Origin of the sequence: Bartonella sp. CR127HXZ (assembly GCF_042194555.1) — a bacterium.
GTDB lineage: Bacteria > Pseudomonadota > Alphaproteobacteria > Rhizobiales > Rhizobiaceae > Bartonella > Bartonella grahamii.
In genome coordinates, this window is sequence record NZ_JBHIMZ010000001.1 from 280886 (window position 1) to 302126 (window position 21241).

Consider the following 21241-nt stretch of genomic DNA (forward strand, 5'->3'; position numbering starts at 1 on the left):
TAAAAAAATGTTTAGATTAACAGGACGTAAAGCTCTTGTAACGGGGGCTTCGGGAGGAATTGGTGAGGCAATTGCACGCTGCTTTCATGCACAAGGAGCCATTGTTGGACTTCATGGAACACGTGAAGAAAAGCTTAGAGAAGTGGCGGCAGAATTAGGGCAGAATGTTTTTGTATTTCCCGCTAATCTTTCTGAACGCCAATCGATTAAACAATTGGCTGAAGTTGCAGAAAGAGAAATGGATGGCGTCGATATTTTGGTTAACAATGCGGGAATCACTAGGGATGGTCTTTTTGTGCGTATGCAAGATAAAGACTGGGATGATGTTTTAGAAGTTAACCTAACAGCAGCTTCTCTTTTGACGCGTGAATTAATACATTCTATGATGCGCCGCCGTTATGGAAGGATTATTAACATTACATCTGTTGTTGGTGTTGTGGGAAATCCTGGACAAACGAATTATTGTGCTGCAAAAGCAGGATTGATAGGTTTTTCTAAAGCATTGGCACAAGAAATTGCTTCGCGAAACATCACTATCAATTGTATTGCTCCAGGATTTATTAAATCTGCAATGACAAACAAGCTTAATGAAAAGCAAAAAGAAGCAATTATGGCTGCGATTCCAATGAAGCGTATGGGGAGTGGGCAAGAAATAGCTGCTGCTGCTGTTTATTTAGCAAGCGATGAAGCAGCCTATACGACAGGTCAAACACTCCATATCAATGGTGGAATGGCAATGATTTGAGTATTTATTTTATTCCACATTGATTTATGATTTGTATTATTTTAGATAGTAACGATTGAAATAGAAAGATGCATCTATTTCTTGAACATGGTCGTTGATCAATTGATGTCGGAATGTCAAATTAGTTCATTTTGTAGGGGATATCCACAGGATGTTTTAAATCATTGCTAAAATCTTTTAAAGTAATGCATCTATTGCTTGATTAGATGAGCCGATATAGTTAACCAAATTATAGGAAAATATAAATTCGAGGATTTCAACATGAGTGATACAGTAGAGCGCGTTAAGAAAATTATTGTGGAACATCTTGGGGTTAATGCTGATAAAGTTGTAGAAAATGCAAGCTTTATCGATGATCTAGGGGCTGATAGCCTTGATACGGTTGAACTCGTTATGGCTTTTGAAGAAGAGTTTGGGGTAGAAATTCCAGATGAAGCTGCTGAAACGATTTTTACAGTTGGTGATGCAGTCAAGTTCATTGATAAAGCTTCTGCATGATTACTAAAGGGCAAAGGCATAAATTGCTTTTGCCTATATTCTTCGGAGCTCTTTTGAAAAGAGAGCTTTGAGATGTGAAGTTTAGTTCAAGGTTAGAAGTTATGAGACGTGTTGTTGTTACTGGTTTAGGATTGGTATCTCCATTAGCTGGTAATATTGAATATAGTTGGAAACGACTTCTTGAAGGAAGAAGTGGTGTCCGACGTATCACTGAGTTTGATGTGTCAGATTTGCCATGCCAGATTGCTGGGCGTATCCCCTTAGGGGATGGAACAGAGGGAACCTATAATGCTGATTTGTATATGGAACCTAAAGAGCAACGTAAAGTTGATGCATTTATTGTTTATGCAATGGCTGCTGCTAACCAAGCGCTTGCAGATGCCGAATGGTTTCCTAAGAGTGATGAAGATCAGATTTGTACAGGTGTGTTAATTGGTTCGGGAATTGGGGGAGTTGAGGGCATTGTTGAAGCTGGTTATACGCTTCGTGATAAGGGACCTCGTCGTGTTTCTCCTTTTTTTATTCCAGGTCGTTTGATTAATCTTGCTTCTGGTTATGTATCTATTCAATATGGTTTACGGGGGCCTAATCATTCTGTTGTAACAGCTTGTTCGACAGGGGCGCATGCGATTGGTGATGCGGCACGTTTGATTATGTTTGGTGATGCAGATGTCATGGTGGCAGGGGGGACCGAGTCTCCGATAAATCGGATATCTCTTGCAGGTTTTGCAGCTTGTAGAGCTCTTTCTACTTGTCGCAATGATGATCCTGAACGGGCGTCACGTCCTTATGATGCTGATCGTGATGGTTTTGTGATGGGGGAAGGAGCAGCAGTTGTTGTTTTAGAAGAGCTGGAACACGCCAAAAAACGAGGAGCGCGTATTTATGCTGAGGTTATTGGCTATGGTTTATCTGGTGACGCTTACCACATTACAGCGCCTTCAGAAAGCGGTGAAGGAGCTCAGCGTAGTATGATGGCTGCTCTTAAGCGTGCACAAGTGAATGTGAGTGAACTTGATTATATTAATGCTCATGGTACATCAACGATGGCTGATTCCATAGAGCTAGCAGCTGTTGAGCGTGTTTTAGGGAATTATGCACCACAAGTATCCATGTCATCAACGAAATCATCTATCGGGCATTTACTTGGTGCCGCCGGTGCCGCTGAGGCTATTTTTTCTGTTCTAGCTATACGGGATAATATAGCCCCAGCGACACTTAATCTTGACAATCCATCGATTGAAACGAAAATCGATCTTGTACCACACAAACCGCGTGAACGAAAGATTGATACGATTCTTTCTAATTCTTTTGGATTTGGTGGGACAAATGCATCGTTGGTGATGCGACGTTTTAGGGGATAATAAGTATTTTTATTTAATTTCTGCTTTTGAGTTTTCTACTTTGTTATAAGGTGAATGAGAAATTATAATATTGTCCTTAATCGCTATTGAGGGGTTATGTCCGATGTGAAAAATGGAAAATCATTAAAGGACGTAAGTGATTCCTCTTCGAATCATTTAGCAGATAGTTATGACATGTTAGTACATAAAAAACGAAAGAAATCATCTATCGTCCGTAATCCGTTGGTTATTCTCGGTCATTTTTTTCTTATGCTGATTGTGGTTATTCTTTTCGCCATAAGTATTCCTCTTTATATTGGAAAAAGTATTTTTGAAGAAAAGGGAAAAATTGAGGAAGAACAAATTGTTCTTATCCATCCTGGCACAGGAATTCGTGAAATTGCTTCATTGCTAGAAAAACGTGGTTTCATTCGATCATCAGATATTTTTGTTTATGGGGTTGGTTATCACCAAAAAACAACGCATCTGAAGGCTGGTGAATATTTAATTCCGGCACATTCTTCGATGCAGGATATTATGGATATTCTTGTGAAAGGAAAATCTATTGAATATACATTTACAGTACCTGAAGGTTTAACGGTTCAGCAAGTTTTCGATCGATTAGCTGCGAATGAAATTTTGATTGGAGATCTTCCAAAAATTTTGCCTCCAGAGGGCTGTTTAATGACGGATACTGTTCGTTTTATTCGGGGGACAACGCGTAAAGAGATTGTAAACAGATTGCGTGAAGGGCAGACAAAATTAATTCATGCTATATGGGCTACGCGTTCACCTGATTTACCCATTAAATCAATTGATGAATTTGTTATATTAGCCTCAATTGTTGAGAAAGAAACGGGAATTGCAGCAGAAAGACCAATGGTTGCCGCGGTATTTTATAACCGCCTTACAAAGCATATGCGTCTTCAATCGGATCCAACAGTTATTTATGGTCTCTTTGGAGGAAAAGGAAAACCATCAGGTCGTGCAATTTATCGTTCAGATCTTGAGAAGCAAACACCATATAATACTTATAAAATTAATGGTTTGCCTCCAACAGCTATTGCAAATCCAGGTCGAGATTCTTTGAAAGCGGTGGCACATCCACCAAGCAGTGATGCACTTTATTTTGTTGCTGATGGTTCAGGAGGGCATGTTTTTTCTCGAACTTTAGAGGAACATAATGTGAATGTTCGCAAGTGGCGAGAATTAAAGGCAAGACATTGAATTTATAATGATAATACATCTTTTTGCATCGTAAATGAGAATGCAAAATATAGTAAAATTTTTCTCTTTAAACTTTTTATGAGAATGATAAAAAATCATTTTCTTGTCTGTCACAAGTGGGATTAGCGTATGGATAAAAATATTTAAGAAAGCAGTGAATACACTGCTAATAACTTATCTCAAAAAAGAGCAGAATAACATTGATAACTGCTAAGAAAACACATTGATTAGGGGAAAGGTTGAGATAATGTATAATTCAAATTTTGGAGAAACATTTATGAACAAAGTAGAGTGATGTAATGACAGTCTTCGAAAGTAAATTGAGTGCTATAAAAATAAATCAACGCCGCGGTTTTTTATTTATTCTCTCTTCTCCTTCAGGTGCTGGTAAATCAACAATTTCTCGATTACTTCTAAAAGATGGAAAATTAGAGCTTTCCGTAAGTATGACCACAAGGAAAAGGCGTCCTAGTGAAGTAGATGGACTGCATTATCACTTTATTTCAAAGGAAGAGTTTGAATATAAGCGTGATAGAGATGAATTTATTGAATGGGCAGAAGTTCACGGGAATTATTATGGCACTTTACGTGAAACTGTTGAGAACGCATTGAGTACTGGCCGTGATATGTTATTTGATATTGATTATCAAGGTACCGAGCAGCTGCAAAAAAAGATGCTAGGAGACACTGTATCTGTTTTTATCCTTCCACCATCAATGAAAGAGCTTGTTTCGCGTTTACATCGTCGAGCAGAAGATAGTCAAGATATCATCAATTTACGATTGGAAAATGCACGAACGGAGTTAAAGCATTGGCGTTCTTATGATTATGTTGTGATTAACGAAGATTTAGATCAGTCTTTATCTTTTATTAAATCAATTTATTTAGCTGAAACCGTAAAACGCGAGCGCTGTTCTTATCTTGACTCTTTTGTTGATGGGCTTATTGCTGAAAAGATCGATAAATGTCTTGATTAAAAAAGGTTGCATAACAAAAAGTGCAATTTTTTAGAGCACTAGATGCGCTAAAGTTACAAATTCTGAAACCGAGAGCGTTTCAGCACGGCGTGTTCCATCAATTCCAGCTTTTTCTAATAGCACTTCACCTCCAAGTGTTTTGAGATTTTGACGAAGCATTTTTCGTCTTTGTCCAAAGGCGGTTTTTGTGACGAGGCTTAGTTTTTGTGCAGAGCAGGCAAGAGGTTGTATTCGCGGAATAATATGAACAACGGAAGAAGTTACTTTAGGTATTGGTATGAAGGCTTGAGGGGGCACATCAAAAGCAATTTTAGCAGTGGTACGCCAGCCAGTTAAGACACTAAGACGTCCATAATGAGTAGATTGGGGTTTAGCTGTAATCCGTTTGGCAACTTCACGTTGAAACATCAATGTCATTGATTCATAAAAAGGAGGCCATGGTTCAGTCAAAAGCCAATTTAATAAGAGTTGTGTCCCAATATTATAGGGAAGATTTGCAATAATGCGAGGTTTTTCGGGGCTTGTTTCAAAGAGTTTTGAGAAGTCTTGCTTCAGTGCATCATTACAAATAATTTTTAATTTTTTAGGATAGTGTTTTTCTATTTCTAAGAGAGCTGGTATGCAGCGTTCATCGCGTTCTATTGCTGTTACAATGGCACCCTTTGCTAGCAAGGCACGTGTGAGACCTCCAGGACCAGGACCAATTTCAAGAACAGGTTTTCCTTCTATATTACCTGCGTGATGAGCAATTTTAGATGTTAAATTAAGATCAAAAAGAAAATTTTGCCCCAAAGATTTATGCGCTTGTAATCCATATATATCAATGACCTCACGTAGAGGAGGGAGATTATCTATTGGCATGGTATTAAACTATTTTCGGCAAGTTGATTTGCAAGTTTAAGAGCAGCAATAAAGCTTTCGGGAGAGGCTATCCCTTTATCAGCAATGTCAAAAGCAGTTCCGTGATCTGGAGACGTGCGAATAAAAGGGAGACCTAACGTGACATTAACAGTGCTATCAAAGTCTAATGTTTTAACAGGGATAAGGGCTTGATCATGATACATACAAATGGCAACGTCATATGCCTTTCTTGCGCATTCATGGAACATTGTGTCGGCAGGCAGCGGTCCTGCAATATTGAGTCCTTTCTTTTTAAGATATTCAATAGCAGGAGTGATAACTTCAATATCTTCTTTTCCCATTGCACCTCCTTCTCCAGCATGAGGATTAAGACCAGCAACAGCTAGTCGGGGTGACGTTATTTTAAACCGTGTTTTTAAGTCACATTCAGTAATAAGTACCGTTTGAACAATTAAATCACGGGTAAGCTGTGAAGGAACATTTTTAAATGGAATATGAACAGTTATTGGTACTGTTTTTAATCGAGGTCCTGCTAACATCATAACTGGATGATAACATTTATGAAAAGCTTTATGGGCTAAATCGGCTAAAAATTCTGTATGACCTGGAAATTGAAAACCGGCATCATAAAGATTCTTTTTTGCAATAGGACAAGTGATAAGTGCACATGCATGGCCATTTTGAATCAATTGAACACAGCGTTGAATTGCTTCAATGATTCCAGCGGCATTATTCGATGAAGGTATACCTAATTGATCACTTTGTTTGTTTTTTAACGGTATGATAGGAAGAGCGTTTTGAAAATTTTTTGCGGAATTATTGATTAAAACAGATTGCACCTCAACATCAATCTGTAAAAAACGAGCGCGCGAACGAATAACATCTGGATCAGCAAGAAGCACAAAAGGTGGAATTTGGCGCGTAACACGCAAACTCCACGCTTTTAGTACTATTTCAGGACCAATTCCGGCAGGATCACCACCGCTAACAATAAGAGCAGCCATTATGAATTTTGAATGCGCGCCACTCGCCGCAGTTCTCCTAAATATTTGTCGCTTAATTCTTCAAGTTTTTGCGGGCTTCTTTTTTTACTATCTTGAAGAGAAAATATTAGTCGAGCGACATAATCATCAGAAACTCTTTTTATTTTGCAGACAGCAATTGCTTCGATTCCATCAGATGTTTCTTGTAATTTTGTCATTTTTCCAGCAGGCGTTGCAAGAATAGCTTGTTCCCATGCATTGGGAAGTTGGGGCTCCAGAAACTTTCCTAAGTGGCGGATAGTAACGTCTAAAATACCTCTTGCTTGATTGTGAGCATTGGCACATCCACGGAAATGTGCACGAAAATTGCTTGCTTCTCTTTGACGTCTTTCAAAAATTTCTGAACGACGATGTGCAGGAATGACAAAAACAATTCGCTGTAATGTATATTCATTGGTTGAAGGTTTTACACCACCATTTTTTAATATCCTGCGTACAGCTTCTTGTTCGCTAATCATACCTGTTTCAGCTTGATAGCGTGCGCTAACAAGACGCCCCCATCCTATTTGTCCACGGATGTAATCTTTAAAGTGTTGCACAGTGATCTCAGTTTGGATCAGAATCTGGTTGAGCTGATCAATCGTCATATTATTTTGTGTCGCAAAATTCTCAAAAGCTCTATCAACTTCATCATTGCTTACTTCAATATTACGACGTTTTATTTCAATATTTTTTAGCTTTTCATCGATAAGCTCTTTTTTAGCCTGTGCCACCAAATTTCCTTGCTTTTGTTGTAATCTGAGAAAAGCAAGGCGCCTTTGTATATCATAATTTGTGATGGGGTTGCCATTAACTGTAACAACAATAGAAGTCTGTGCAAAGACTGTCGGAATCAAAAATCCATTTATTAGCAGGCTGCTTACGCTCAAAGACGTAATATAAAATAAAGCAAGAACACGCTTTTTCAATTTATTCATGTGAATAGGCTTTCGCATTGTTTATTAATTCTCATCAACAACTTAAAATATACTCTTTCTTTCATAAAAACAATGATAAGTTAAATGACTGATACATTCTCTTTATAAATTAATCTATCTTTTTTCCGATATCTGCAATCGTACGCAATGAAAGAGAGAAATTAAAGTTTTGCAAGGGTGTTTTCCTGCCTGGATTCGTTACCTGTTGATAACCGAATGTTAACCCGAAACATTCATCTGTATAATTCAAGCTAATTCCTCGCTTTACAAATGTACCAGATACTAAATCATAACCGGTGTTGCTATTAATAGACCAATAATCTGCTAGTTTAAGTCCTGTTTGAAAAGAAATTTCTTGGCGCTCTTGAGGATATTCATAATCTGGTTGCTTTGCGATATAGGCATATTGTAGAGCCGCCCAAAAATTTTGCCATTTTTGTGATGCTTCGATTTCACTACGGCGGATTTTTCCTGTCTTTTTGTCAAAGCGTCCACGCGTTTCTAAGGAAAAACCACTTTTATGGGTTGCACCAAACATTGCAACATAGTCTGAACGTTTTGCCTCTAAGCTAGAATGAATACCTACATTGACAAAGTCCTTTTCTGCAAAAGAATTCTTTCCTGCTAGATGAAAGGATTGTCCAACAAGACCATAAAGAGACCAATTGTCATTAAAGCTTCCAGAATATCTTAGACCTATATTGGCTCTTGTGCCACCTTCTACACGATCATAACCAGAAAATTTGTCTCGTTGAAAGAGAGTGGTTGCATCAAAGACAAAGCTTTGAGCATCTTCATTAGGAATTTGTCCAATATATTGTTCATTATTGCGTATAAAAATTTGTGCGGTTGGTTCTATAATATGTGTAGAATGATCCGCTGTAATAAGGAAGGGATAGCGTAGTTCCAACCCTGCTGTTGCCATGCCACGAATTGTTGAACCATGAATTGCGGATGAGGAATTTTTTTCTGTAGAAGCTGTATAATTTTCGCTTGCATTGGTTGTAATGATATCAGCTCGTAGAGAGAGAAGGGGGGTTAAGATGAGTCCGTTGTGCGTGTTGAAGCGCTTTTTCCACTGAAGCTCGTTTGTTAAACGCAAACTATTTCCAGCCATACCAGAAAGTCTTACTATGTTGAGAGGGGTTCCGTTCTGGTCGGTAGAACTGAAGTCAGTATGACGACGATAAATTGATTGCATATTACTATGGAAGGTAAGCTCTCCATTATAAATGGGTTCATCTGGTGTGAAAAAATAATCGATGCGCGGTAGGACCCAAGCTTGCCGAGAGTGACGTTCATAATGAGGATCATTCAATATTGAATCTTGAACTTTAAAATGATAAAAACGCATATCAAAATAATTTTTTCCTGCAAGGCCATTCAGATAGATCTGAGAAAGTTGTGTAGGATTGCTATAGTTTTCAAGTTTATAGGCACGACTAAAATGCCGATCTGATTGTGCAAGGATATCCCATCCATAAGTCCAGTGTGAATTAATACGAAAGTCCCCTTTTGTTGACAGCATATAACGGTTTTTATGCTGTGCATCAATCGTATCATTATCAAATCTATGCCGTTTCATTTGGTATATATGAGCAAAGCGAATATTATAACTGCCCATTTTAAAACGTTGACGCCATTCCCCTTCGGTTAAAAGCCCTTGTTGGGTATAAACAGTAGAAGAAAGGGTAAAATCATAGTGAGGGGCGAGATTCCAAAAATAAGAATTCTTTATCCCCATACCGAGATAATCAGTATAAAAAAAATGAGGAGTAAGCAGACCGCTAGCACGCCTGACAGTTGGATCATAGATCTCAAAATTTGGAAATTTTATAATCGGTACACCAAAAACTTCAAAACTGCTATTTTCAAACCGAATTTTTTTGATGCTATTATTCCATATGATCTTTCTTGCTTTAATTTTCCATAGGACGTCTCTATCTGGTTTATAAGAGCAAGGTTCACAGGCTGTATAGGTTGCATTTTCAAAGACTGTTATGTGATTGTTTTTGCGTGTAGCATTTTGGGCTGAAAAGTGAACATTGTTGGCTGTATCAATACGTAAGGCGTTTACAAAACCCTCGCCAAGATCTTTGGTCATATCAATTTGGTTGGAATAGATTTTATTACCATCCTTTTCAGTAATTTCAACGTTCCCTTGTGCTATAAGCCGTCCTGTTTTTTGATTGTAAATAATTTTTTGAGCGACAACTTTATTGCCATCATATTCGATTTGGACATTACCTTGTGCAGAAACAGTGTTTTCATCACGATTGTAGATGAGTTCATCCGCAGAGAGCAAAAGAGGACGTTCCGGATTTCGAATGCGACTTTGGGAAGGAGACATAAGGCTTTGAGCGTGCGCACAATAAGACAAAGCGCCTCCTAAAATAACCCCCATAACACTTGTAAAAGCGAGAGCACTTAATTTTGTTAAAATAATTTTTTTAAGTGTTAATGCTTTCACTTAGCCATCCTCTTTATGAAGTAAAAAAGAGATTCCTAAGAATAACGCAATAACAACGGGTGTCCAAGCTGCAATAATTGGTGGAATATATCCAGCATTACCAAAAGCTTGAACGAGTACGGAAATAACATAAAGCGTAAACCCAGCTATTACTCCACCAAGAATCAACGTTCTAGATTGCCCAAAACGCGTAAAATTTAAAGATACAGTTGCTGCAATGAGGGTCATTGCCACAAGTAATGCCGGTAATGCAATTAAAGATTGGAAATACATATCAAAATTATTAGCAGAATAGCCAAATGAACGTGCAATCATAATTTTTTTTGGCAATTGGTAAAATGGAATAGTCGCGGGATTCGCTAAACGTTCCGTTAAAAATTCAGGTTTTAGATTGGTTTTTATTTGCAACACGGTAATTTTTTCAGGAGGATGCCCTATTTTATAGATTGTTCCATTTGTTAATAGCCAAGATCCATTACTCAAGGTTGCTTTTGGGGTGTTAATCCAATTTTTGACGGTTGCGTTGTCATTGTATTGTACAAAGGTTGCATCGATAAGAGAAAGTCCTTGGTCGGTGATAAATTTAGCACCAATGGTTGTTCTGCCTAAATTTGTACGTTGTGTTAACCAGTGGATACCTGTATTATGAAGAGGTGTTAGTATATTGTTATTGCGCCATTCAGTCATCTTTTTTTCTGCTTGAGAAAATCCCCATGCAGCAAGTGGATTAATGAGAAGAACTGAAAATAATCCCAAAAGAAAAGCTCCCAAACAAGCTGGCATAAGAAATTGCCATGCAGAAACACCGATTGAACGAGTCACCACAAGTTCAAGTTTTTTGTTGAGCGAGATAAGCGTTGCCATTGCAGAAAAGAGTGCAATGAAAGGGATAAGTTGTTGCATGATAAAAGGGATGCGTAAAACAGAGAGGAAAAATGCATCTTTTGCTGTATGATGCGGAATGGAGGACAGCCTACCGGAGTTCTCTGTGAAATCGATTAAAAGAGCAAGGACAAAAATGCTTCCCCAGAAATAACAAGTTATTTTAAGATAACGTATAAAAAAGTATCGTCCAAGTGTCCACCCAATCATGATATTTCATCCGAGGAATCTTGAGATTTTCGATGTTCAAATTTGTTCATTACTTTTTGAAAAGCGATTTGAATAATCTCATTAACTTTTGTGGGGAGCCCAATTTTATGATTCGTTAAAAGCATAAAAAAAACAAATGCACTTGTCCCTATGGGCATAATATAAAGGAGAGGAACGTATGCAAGATCGTTCTTTGCTTTTTCTGCAAAAAAATATCCTATCCAATACACCAGAAAAGAAAGGGTAATTGCCGAGAAATTTGCGGAATGACGAGCTTGTCGATGGGAGCATACATCCCCTGCCGCTGCTAATGCAATAAGTGAAAAAACAATAGGGTAGAGCCATTGGGTTAATCTGCGGTGAAACTCAGCTTTATATTGGAGTGGTTTTCGTTGATAGTAGGGATCTTTTGGATCAGGATTTTGTAAATAAGAAAGAGACCGATCTTTTGGATAAAGAGTAGGTGCTTTATCACTGGGGATAAACTCCCCTAGGCTAAAAGTATATGAGCTAAATTGAACGATTGAAACACTGTTATTTTGATGGTTAACTCTTTCTATTTCACCGTTATTGAGAACCAGAAAACTGCCGTTTTTATTGCTCACAATGGATGCGTCTGTTGCATAATAAAAAAGATCAGTCTTAGGATCACGCTGGTCGGCAATGAAAAGGCGTTTAAGTGCTCCATTTGGATTTCGTTCGCCAATTTCTATGTAAAGGTTATTAGCGAGTTTTTGGAAGCTTCCTTCACTAATGAATAGATTAATAAGATCAAAATGAGCGCTTGCTAGCATTTGTCGCATATGAAGACGCGCTTGAGGAACAACAAAATTAGCTATAGAAAAGGAGATACAGGATGCAACAATAGCAAGAAGAAGAATAGGTTTCCAAACAGTACTTTTAGGAAAACCAGAGGCATTGATGACAGCAAGTTCTGAGTCTTGATGCATTGCTGAAAGGATGGTTGTAATTGCGATTACTAATGCAAATGGAATGACAAGAAAAACAACAGAAGGGACCAATGAGAGTGAAAATTGTAAGACTGTGAGGAGTGTTTGTTTACTTGTTGTGAGAAAGTTTATCCGTGCGAGAATTTGTACTGTCCAACTAACGCCCACTGCTGCAATCATAACAGAACTAAACAAAACAAGGACACGTTTCAGGATGTAGAACTCAATAATACGCATAAATTGGGGAAAATCCTCAGTCTTTAATTCGATAGCAAATATTTTACTGCTTTCGGTTAAAATGTAATAAAGCTCGAAAAAATACCCTTCTATGAATTGGATATTTTAACCAAATAAATAATATAAAATTGCCTATGAGGTCCTCTTTAAATTTTCCGTACATTATATTTTATTTTCAACTATAGTCTACAAAGAATCTAGAAAATAACTTAAAAAAATTTTTTATTAACGTTGAAATTAAAATTTTTTGTCTTTTAAAGACACGTGCAAAAAGATAATGCATCTCAATCAAAAAAGAGGGTTTATATCTTGAACCGTTTCCTTTTATACTGTGGGTATGGAAGTTTCTCTAAAAAAGATGTTAGCTTTTTATAAAGGGTGATAAGGGCTTAAGAGGTTGGATATTCTATTCTATCATTTGACGCAGTCAACGCTGAAAGATATTTTGCCAACGCTTGTAGAGCGTGCATTGGCTCGTTTTGGTAAGGTAACAATACAATGTGTAAGTGAAGAACAACGCGATTCTATAGATATGCATTTATGGGTTTATGCGGATGAATCATTTATTGGACATGGAACTGAGTGTGATCAATATTCAAACTTTCAGCCTGTATTTTTGACGACAGGACAAGAAAATCCGAATGATTCAAAGATTCGTTTTCTCATAGAGGGAGCCGTATGTTCGAATATTGATACTTATCAACGGCTTGTTGTGATATTTGATGGTAGAGATGATGAGCAGTTGAGTCTTGTTCGTGCACAGTGGAAAAAATATAAAATGGAAAATCATAATTTAACGTATTGGCAACAGACTGAAGATCGTTGTTGGGAAAAACAGGTTTAATGCGTCTCATCTCTGTTGTTCTGATTTTTATAGGATTGATAGGAATAGTAAATCCAGCGCTTTTTATTGCGAAAGGATCAGGGGGAGGGCGTTGGGTTTTTATTGTGATTTTTCTTTTAGGCATATTAAAGATATGGCCTACAATTAAAAAAATGAAACGGCATCATGATAATTGATCGAATTTTGCTTGTTTTATGGGCTGTGATATTGGCTTTTTTTTGCGTTTCGTGGTTGGGAACAACACATATCCTATCAGGAATGTTTACTGTTGCTTATATAAGCAATATTGCAGATTTTTTATTTTTCTTTTTGAGTGCCTTGTTCGCAGGAATATTGTGGTGGAAAATACCGCAACCCATGTCTTTAAAAACGAAACTGGCAGCATTTTTGCTGCCAGTACTTATTTTATTCTTCTTTATTATATTTTAGTTGGATATTTCATCATCTGTAAATCCGACGAAGCAAATCAGTGAAATAAAAGAAGCAAGAAGCAAATAATAGCCGATATAAGATGTATCAAAATGTTGTACCAGATATTCTGCAATATAAGGCGCAAGAGAGGCTCCTACGATACCCGATAAGTTGAAAGTAATAGAAGAACCAGTATATCGAATTGCTGTTGGGTATGGTGAAGCCAAAACAGCACCAAGAGGACTGTATATCATCCCCATGATAGACAAACCGATAACAGACATTGCAAGGACTCCTATAACTCCAGAATTTAAGAAATAAGGAATTGCAAAAGAATAAATACCGGTGATAATTGTAACCCAAATCATCAAAGTTCTACGTCTAATACGATCAGCGAGTTTTCCAGTGATGACAGTAAAAATTCCACAGAAAATAGCACCAACAATTTCGACTTGAAGAGCTTGATAAAATGGCAATTGCAGATGGTTTGTTGAGTAGCTTAACAAATATGCGGTGACCAAGTAAAACAAAACAAATGTTGCCATACCAGAAAATATTCCAAGAAATAGGATTCGTGGACATTTTAAAAAGACATCGATGATAGGAACTTTGACACGTTCTTTACTTTCAAGAGTTTTTTTGAATTGAACAGTTTCATTGATTGAAAGACGGACCCATAATCCTATAATCATAAAAACAACTGAAGCAATAAAAGGAATGCGCCATCCCCAAGCTAAAAGTTCTTCATGATCAAGGAAATGCAACAGACCTAAATAAACGGCAATAGATAAAAATAAACCGATTGGAACACCCAATTGGGGGAACATCGCGTACCAGCCGCGCTTTTCTGGAGGGGCATTTTCTGTTGCGAGCAAAACAGCTCCTCCCCATTCTCCTCCTAATCCCATTCCCTGTCCAATACGGCACAAGGTCAAGAGGAAAGGGGCAAACCATCCAGCGGTTTCATAAGTAGGAAGAAAACCAATAATGACTGTTGAAAGACCCATTGTGAGAAGAGAAGCAATAAGTGTTGCTTTCCTTCCAATTTTATCTCCAAAATGTCCAAAAACAATTGATCCAAAGGGCCTGGCAAAAAAGGCCGCTCCAAAGATCAGGAAAGATTGTAAAATGGCAATCTGATCATTTTGTGTTGGAAAAAACACATGAGGAAATATGAGAGCTGCGGCAGTGGCAAAGACATAGAAATCAAAGAATTCAATTGTTGGGCCAATAAGGCTTGCAAACAAAATGCGACGAGGGGAATTTCTGTTTCTTGTACCTTGCATTTCTAAGTTTATAGACATGAATAGAATGTCCCTTTCAGTATATGACAAATCAAATGATGAGTTAACTGACTATAATTATAAAAATTTCAAATCACTGTCGAGTCGATATTATGACGTTTCTTATATATTAGAACAATGATTATGGCTTGATGAGCATGAATAAGTGTTCTTTAGATTACCCAAGTTAAGTAGAATAAAGACACTGTTTTAAATGCTGTAGAGGAAGAAATATGTGGATATAAAGGCCGCTCTCATTAACATTACTGTTTCCTTTAATGTTTAATGCCATTTTTATCTATTGAGGGATCAATCTTATTTATAGACCAGCCTTTGGTATCTCAAAAATATTTTTCCATAGATGTAATTATAACACTTTTTAAGCGTATCAAAAAGAAATTAAACCTTTTAGTTGTGCATGCATTTTAAAACACAGGGTGTATATTTGATCTGTCAGAGTGTAGTCCATCGAATGCTTTATTATCTTAAAAAACATGAGGTTGAGCAATTGCATTGAGTTGTTTTGGTCTATGCACTTTTTTCTAAATGGGGGAATTTAAATTTGAAATTATGGAGTGTGAATAATGCAACGTAAATTGAAATTAAGTTTTTGTGCATTAATGACCAGTGGTTTTTTTGTCAAGATTGCGAGTGCAGATGGAGTAGCGACACCAAAAGAAAAGTTATTAACACCAGTAAGTATCAGTGAACATCTAGAAGAGACAAAAAAATTGTTATTGGAAGTGAGGGGATTAAAAGAAAAAAAAGGGGGATCAAAAAGGATAGAGAATAAACAGATAGTAGAAGGAAGCAAGTCTTCAGAAGAGGAAAGGGAGAGATTAGAAAACCTATTCTTTGAAGTACTCACAAATTCAATAATAAGTGATGGTGCTACTATCTATATTACTAATCAAGATTCTGAAGATTCTGAAATAAATAGCTTTAAATATGAAGATGCAGGCTATTCCATCAATAATACGGTTCAAGAAGGTGGAAAACTCTACATTGATGCAGCAAGTGTTAGCAGGGATACGACAATTGAGAGTGGTGGTATTGAATTCGTCCAAAATCTGAGCAGTTCAGAATATGCCACTGTTAAAAAAGGTGGTAAACAAATTGTTGAGAGTGGTGCAAATGCTGAGGGGGCTAAAATCTATGGTGGTGAGCAGATTATTTTTGGTAAGGGGGTTCTTGGAACTGGTTTGTTGCGTAAAGATAAGGAAAGTAGTGCTTATAACACCGAAATTTATGCTGAAGATGGAATCCTAGGACTACAAAGTGTCTATAGTGGGGGGATGGTTGTTGACACAAAGGTTATGAAAGGAGGTGTCCAGAATCTTGATGGTAAAGAGAATTTTAATAATGGATTCTCAGAAGATACTGATACAGCTGATACAGAAAATGAGGATTTTACAATCAATGAGGGGGCTTTTGCACTTAGTACCGAACTTTTTAAAAATGGTGCGCAGAATATCTTAGCAGGAGGAAATGCGAGCGAAGTTACTTTATATGATAGAGCTACTCAGAAGATATATGATTCTGGATACGCGGATAATCTAACAATTAATCACCAAGCACAATCATGGGTTTTTGCTGGTGCAATATTAGATAAGGATACAAATGTTAATGATTTTGGCAACCTCTATCTTTATGCTGGGAATGGTGAAGCTGTTACGGAAGTAGAAAATCTTATTTTAAATGGAGAAGATGCCAAGTTATACTCTATTGCAACTAAAAATAACGCTACTCTCTCTCAGGTTAATATCCAGAATTTAACTGGAAGTGGCAGAGTTATTTTTACATCTTTTGGGGCTGATAAGCATTACTCTAAGCTTAATATTGATGATCTATCAGGTTCTTTACATTTTGAGTTTAATGTCAACTTTGCCAAGCATCTTAGTGATTATCTTGTTATTAAAAAAAGTGGTTCAGGTTATCATACAATAAGTGTTACTGATTCTGGAGGTGAGGTTACAACCCCTTCCCACAAAAAGCTTAAATTAATTTCTGATCATAGTGGAAACGCTCATTTTACTCTGACAAATACTTTTGGTGAAAAAATCAGAGCTATTGATGCCGGAACCTACATGCACAGTTTGAAACATAGAAAAAATAAGAGCAATGGTAAAATTTGGTATTTAGATGCGAATTATGCTCTTGATGAGGAAAATACCTCTTTATTTTCTGATTTTAACTTGCAACCATCTGCGATGGCTTCATTATCGAATGATCTCACAGAACGCACAATTGAAAAGGGAATGATTGTTACGATTGCTGATCCTAGCTTTGATAGTAACAGTGAGAAAGTTGATAGCAATGGAGAGACTTCAATTAGTAATATAGTTAAAGATGCTGGAAAGCTTTCGGTTTATAACGGTGGTTTTAGCCTGTATACGACAATTCAAAGAGGCGGTACTGAACTTATTAGAACACAGGGTCTTTCACAGGATAGTACAGTTAAGAGAGGGGGAAAACAAAAGGTTGAAGATGGGGGGAAAGCTGAAGGGGCTCAAATTTACGGTGGTGAGCAGTTTGTTTCAGGAAAGTTTGATATCAAAGGTGAGATGGTAAGGAGTAGCGCCTATAACACTGTCGTTTCTGGTAAAAATGGAGTGCTAGGATACCAGAATGTGTATGATGATGGAGAGGTTTTTAGCACAAAGATCATGGAAGGAGGGGTACAAAATCTTTTTGTGGAAAAAGATCTAGACCATTATAGCAGTTTTGCATTTGATACGAAGATCTTTTCTGGTGGAGAACAACACGTTTTAGCAGGAGGAATCGCGATTGGTGTTCTCTTACAAGGGAATGCTTTTCAAGCAATAGATTTAGGAGGCTATGTAAAAGATTTAACGATTAAGGATCAAGCACAATCGTGGTTGCATTCTGGTGCAACATTAGAAGGAAACACCATGATTCATGATTCTGGACGGATTTATCTTTATGCTGGTGCTGAGCGATCTCATACTGAAGTAGAAAAAATTGTTTTAAATGGTAAAGATACCACATTATACTCTATTGCTTCCAAGATGGATGGTGAAAGCTCTCTGATTGAGGATCTAAGCGGGGATGGACGCGTTGTTTTTACTTCTACCGTGTTTAATCCACATTACTCTAAACTTGAGGTCGGTAATCTTTCAGGTAATTTACATTTTAGGTTTAATACTAATTTTGCAGAACAGCGCGGTGATTATCTTCTTATAAAAAAAGGAGCAGGTCATCACACCATCAGCGTTATCGATTCTGGTGCTGAAATGACCAATTCTCTTCTACAAAATCAGAACTTAGTTTTGGAGCTTGATTTAATTCATGATCAAAGCGGAAATGCGCATTTTACTCTGATAGATTTTGGGGGTGAAGAGATAGCTACTGTTGATAATGGAGTCTACATGTACGCTCTAAAGAAAAAAGATCATAACGGTGGAAAGATTTGGTCTTTATCGACATCATCTACATCGGAAAAAATTTCTACTCCTATCTTTTCTCCATCTCATACGGAGTTGCCTATAGATAACTCTTTTGAGCAAGAAAATACTGTTTCTCCTTCGGAAGATTCTATAGCCGATTCTTATACAGGTGATTTCAATTTTTATGCAGAGGATTTCATTACTGGTCTAGGTGAAAAAATTTTACAAAACTCCATACTTGGTGACAATAGCATAGTTTATATTGCTGGTGATGGAGAAACGGATGATTTTAAATTATCCATTAATAATACAGTTCCAGAAACTGCAACACTCTATGTTGAGACTGGTGGTTTTAGTAAGAATACAACAATTGAAAATGGTGGTTCAGAGATTGTAGGGGAACAGGGGATCTCAGAATTTACGATTATTTACGAGGGTGGAAAACAAAGAGTGGAGGGAGGAGGATCCGCATTGAGAGCTGAAATTTATGGTGGGGAGCAGCTTGTTTTCGGAGAGGGTTATGTAAATGGTGAAATTGTGGGGAGCAGCACTTATAACACGACACTTTATGGTCAAGGTGACACGCTGGGACAGCAGAATGTATATGATGATGGGATGGCTGTGGGAACAAAAGTGATGAGTGGAGGAATACAAACTCTTGCTAAATGGTTCGCAGATGATGATGATTTTGTACAAAAAAGTGGTGGCTTAGCCGTGAATACTGAGGTTTTCGCGGGTGGGGTACAGCGGGTATTAGCAGGGGGAGAGGCGGATATTGTGACTTTACACCGCCATGCTGCTCAAGAAGTTCATGCTGGTAGCATTGTAAAAAATCTAACAATTAAAGAAGGAGCCAATTCATGGTTTTTTGCTGGTGCGATGTTGGAAGGAAAAATAAAGATTCATGATTTTGGACAAGTCCATCTTTATGCTGGAAATAATAGCTTTTATACTGAATATAAAAATTATCAGACAACAGTAGACGATATTAATTTAGAGGGAGAAAACGCTAAATTATACTCTATTTCTACTGGATATGGAAACACAGAAACCTATATTAAGAAGCTAAGCGGTGTGGGAAATATTATTTTTACTTCTACAGAATCCAATTTACATTACTCTAAGCTTTATATTGATAATCTTTTTGGGAGTCTACATTTCGATTTTAATGTCAGCCTTGCAGAAGGAGAGGGTGATTATCTCTTTATCAAGAATGGCCGTGGTTCTCACACAATAAGTATTGTAGATTCCGGTATTGAAATTGTTGATCCTTCTTCAACAGAACTTGATTTAATTGTTGATCAAAGTGGAGGAGCACATTTTACTCTGAGAAGCTTTTCTGGTGCAAATGTTAAAACTATTGATGGCGGAACCTATATGTATGGTTTAAAACAGAGAATTGATGAGGATGGGGGTGAAAAAGTTTGGTATTTATCTGCGGTATTTATTGATAATGTTTCATTTCTCAACAGTTTGCCACGTAGTAGGAGTAGATCTACGTGGCATTTAAATCAAAATCAATCAGCTTCTTCTCTTTCAACTATTACAGTTACAAAAGAGCATGCTATTAAGTTGCTACATCGAAGAGAAAACCGCCAAAACTTAAGGCAAAAATCTCCAGCTTCTGTATCTCTAACTGTTTCAACTCTTGGAAGTCAAATTATTGAAGGGGCATATCCAGCAAGTTCTCTTCATTTTTCTGACGGAAAGCAACAGGCTATTGTTTCAGAATCTTCACAATCTTTAGCCGATCAGATGATTTTGCGTCCAGTTCATAAAGAACAGCCTTCTCCACAATTGAGAGAAACGCTTTCAGTTTCTCATTTTTTAACCACTCCCTCTACAGATGCGGTATTGTCTATGTCTGTGGTTCCAGCGATGGTTTTTCACAATGAAATGCAAACCGTGCGTGCGGGAAGAGGAATTCTAGATAAAAGTAAAAAGAATGCAGCTTTATGGAGCTATGCGATCAAGTCTAAAGAGAGTATTGCTACAGAGCATATAGATTTTAAGTTGGATCAGACAGGTATTGTTTTAGGGATCAATAGTTTAAGGGAGTGGGAAAATGGAGAATTTTATATAGGTGGTTTTGGCAGTTATGACCGTGCACGCATTGCGCATGCACGGGGTGGTATGAGCGCTATCAATACTTATGGCATTGGCGCTTATGTCACTTATTTGGATCATAGTGGATGGTATTTGGATGGTATTTTAAAATATAATCATTATCAGAATACTCTAAAGGCAGTTTCAACGAATGGTTTAGGGATTGAAGGAAGTTATAGGCAATGGGCGGTGGGCACCTCCTTTGAAGCAGGTTATCGACTTAAGACGTCAAAGAGCAGTTGGTTGCAGCCTTATGGACAATTTACATGGTTGCAAGTTGAGGGTAAAGAAATCAAGTTATCGAATGACATGATAGGTGACATGCGTCCATTCACTTCATTACGCAGCGAGGTTGGCATATCTTTAGGATATGAATTTGGTTCTCACATGGATTCCTCATCACTTGCGTATATTACAGCAGCATGGTTGCGTGAGAATAAAAATGACAACCATACATTGATTAATCAACGGCATTCATTTACCACTGACTTATCGGGTAATGCAGGTAAGTTAGGAATCGGTTTGAGCAGTTTAGTGAGTGAGAAGTTAAAGTTATATGGTGAGGCACATTATGTTAAAGGACGTAAAACAAAACAGTCCCTTCAGGGTATTTTAGGTGTACGCTATAGTTTCTAATCATATGGTTATTTTTTAGTTATCTTTAAATATATGATTGTCTTTAAAGGTCTTTAATGAAGGTTCAGAGAACAATTTTTCAGAGCATGCCGCTTCGCTTTTCATGGTAGCTGTATACCCTTATATACTTTATTATGCATTACTTTTTCTTTGATAAGAAAACTCCGAGGAAATGCTAAAGAAGCACTATAAAA

General features: G+C 37.3%; 16 protein-coding genes. 9 read left to right on the forward strand and 7 right to left on the reverse strand.

The window, feature by feature from the left end; genetic code table 11:
- The first annotated feature begins 7 nt into the window (after nucleotides 1-7).
- The 5 genes from fabG to gmk all read left to right on the forward strand — a co-directional run bounded on the left by fabG (nucleotide 8) and on the right by gmk (nucleotide 4790).
- Nucleotides 8-745, forward strand: a complete 738-nt coding sequence (gene fabG / locus ACFIKY_RS01145) for a 3-oxoacyl-[acyl-carrier-protein] reductase (protein ID WP_375644913.1) — start codon at nucleotides 8-10, stop codon at nucleotides 743-745.
- A 261-nt stretch (nucleotides 746-1006) separates the two neighbouring features.
- The gene (locus ACFIKY_RS01150) at nucleotides 1007-1243 is read left to right on the forward strand and encodes an acyl carrier protein (protein ID WP_004860281.1); all 237 of its coding nucleotides are present in this window, start codon (nucleotides 1007-1009) and stop codon (nucleotides 1241-1243) included.
- A 101-nt stretch (nucleotides 1244-1344) separates the two neighbouring features.
- On the forward strand, nucleotides 1345-2607 hold the full coding sequence (gene fabF, locus ACFIKY_RS01155) for a beta-ketoacyl-ACP synthase II (protein WP_375636547.1): 1263 nt from the start codon (nucleotides 1345-1347) through the stop codon (nucleotides 2605-2607).
- Between the two features lie 96 nt (nucleotides 2608-2703).
- Nucleotides 2704-3813 carry an endolytic transglycosylase MltG gene (gene mltG, locus ACFIKY_RS01160; RefSeq protein WP_375644912.1) on the forward strand — a complete coding sequence of 370 codons (1110 nt, stop codon included), beginning with the start codon at nucleotides 2704-2706 and terminating at the stop codon, nucleotides 3811-3813.
- A gap of 299 nt (nucleotides 3814-4112) precedes the next feature.
- On the forward strand, nucleotides 4113-4790 hold the full coding sequence (gene gmk / locus ACFIKY_RS01165) for a guanylate kinase (protein WP_375644911.1): 678 nt from the start codon (nucleotides 4113-4115) through the stop codon (nucleotides 4788-4790).
- Between the two features lie 30 nt (nucleotides 4791-4820).
- On the opposite strand, the gene rsmA is transcribed toward gmk, so the two are convergent.
- The 6 genes from rsmA to lptF all read right to left on the reverse strand — a co-directional run bounded on the left by rsmA (nucleotide 4821) and on the right by lptF (nucleotide 12360).
- On the reverse strand, nucleotides 4821-5651 hold the full coding sequence (gene rsmA / locus ACFIKY_RS01170; protein WP_273788483.1) for a 16S rRNA (adenine(1518)-N(6)/adenine(1519)-N(6))-dimethyltransferase RsmA: 831 nt from the start codon (nucleotides 5649-5651) through the stop codon (nucleotides 4821-4823).
- Nucleotides 5642-6655: a 4-hydroxythreonine-4-phosphate dehydrogenase PdxA gene (pdxA, locus tag ACFIKY_RS01175; protein WP_375644910.1), complete on the reverse strand. Its 1014-nt coding sequence runs from the start codon at nucleotides 6653-6655 to the stop codon at nucleotides 5642-5644. The genes rsmA and pdxA overlap by 10 nt, the downstream gene beginning before the upstream one ends.
- Entirely contained in the window at nucleotides 6655-7611 is a 957-nt protein-coding gene (locus ACFIKY_RS01180) for a peptidylprolyl isomerase (RefSeq protein WP_026500356.1), read from the reverse strand. Before ACFIKY_RS01180 ends, pdxA begins: the two co-directional genes overlap by 1 nt.
- A gap of 109 nt (nucleotides 7612-7720) precedes the next feature.
- The gene (locus tag ACFIKY_RS01185) at nucleotides 7721-10081 is read right to left on the reverse strand and encodes an LPS-assembly protein LptD (protein ID WP_375636539.1); all 2361 of its coding nucleotides are present in this window, start codon (nucleotides 10079-10081) and stop codon (nucleotides 7721-7723) included.
- Nucleotides 10082-11173 (reverse strand): LPS export ABC transporter permease LptG, encoded by a 1092-nt coding sequence (gene lptG, locus ACFIKY_RS01190; protein WP_375636537.1) that lies wholly within the window; start codon nucleotides 11171-11173, stop codon nucleotides 10082-10084. It abuts the gene before it with no gap.
- Complete coding sequence (gene lptF / locus ACFIKY_RS01195; protein WP_375636536.1) at nucleotides 11170-12360, reverse strand: LPS export ABC transporter permease LptF; 1191 nt, start codon at nucleotides 12358-12360, stop codon at nucleotides 11170-11172. Before lptF ends, lptG begins: the two co-directional genes overlap by 4 nt.
- Before the next feature lie 397 nt (nucleotides 12361-12757).
- Here lptF and ACFIKY_RS01200 point away from each other — a divergent pair, with 397 nt between their 5' ends.
- From ACFIKY_RS01200 to ACFIKY_RS01210, 3 genes are read left to right on the forward strand one after another with little or no spacing between them, the layout of a single operon-like run.
- Nucleotides 12758-13204, forward strand: coding sequence for a DNA polymerase III subunit chi (locus ACFIKY_RS01200; RefSeq protein WP_375636534.1), 447 nt, complete (start codon nucleotides 12758-12760; stop codon nucleotides 13202-13204).
- On the forward strand, nucleotides 13204-13380 hold the full coding sequence (locus ACFIKY_RS01205; protein ID WP_012754972.1) for a hypothetical protein: 177 nt from the start codon (nucleotides 13204-13206) through the stop codon (nucleotides 13378-13380). Before ACFIKY_RS01200 ends, ACFIKY_RS01205 begins: the two co-directional genes overlap by 1 nt.
- Nucleotides 13370-13633, forward strand: a complete 264-nt coding sequence (locus tag ACFIKY_RS01210; RefSeq protein WP_375636533.1) for a hypothetical protein — start codon at nucleotides 13370-13372, stop codon at nucleotides 13631-13633. The genes ACFIKY_RS01205 and ACFIKY_RS01210 overlap by 11 nt, the downstream gene beginning before the upstream one ends.
- On the opposite strand, the gene ACFIKY_RS01215 is transcribed toward ACFIKY_RS01210, so the two are convergent.
- On the reverse strand, nucleotides 13630-14919 hold the full coding sequence (locus ACFIKY_RS01215) for an MFS transporter (RefSeq protein WP_375636532.1): 1290 nt from the start codon (nucleotides 14917-14919) through the stop codon (nucleotides 13630-13632). The two genes, ACFIKY_RS01210 and ACFIKY_RS01215, sit on opposite strands and share 4 nt — an antisense overlap.
- Before the next feature lie 563 nt (nucleotides 14920-15482).
- On the opposite strand from ACFIKY_RS01215, the gene bafA reads away from it, so the two are divergent.
- Nucleotides 15483-21047: a BafA family autotransporter gene (gene bafA, locus ACFIKY_RS01220; protein ID WP_375661299.1), complete on the forward strand. Its 5565-nt coding sequence runs from the start codon at nucleotides 15483-15485 to the stop codon at nucleotides 21045-21047.
- Nucleotides 21048-21241 lie beyond the last annotated feature (194 nt).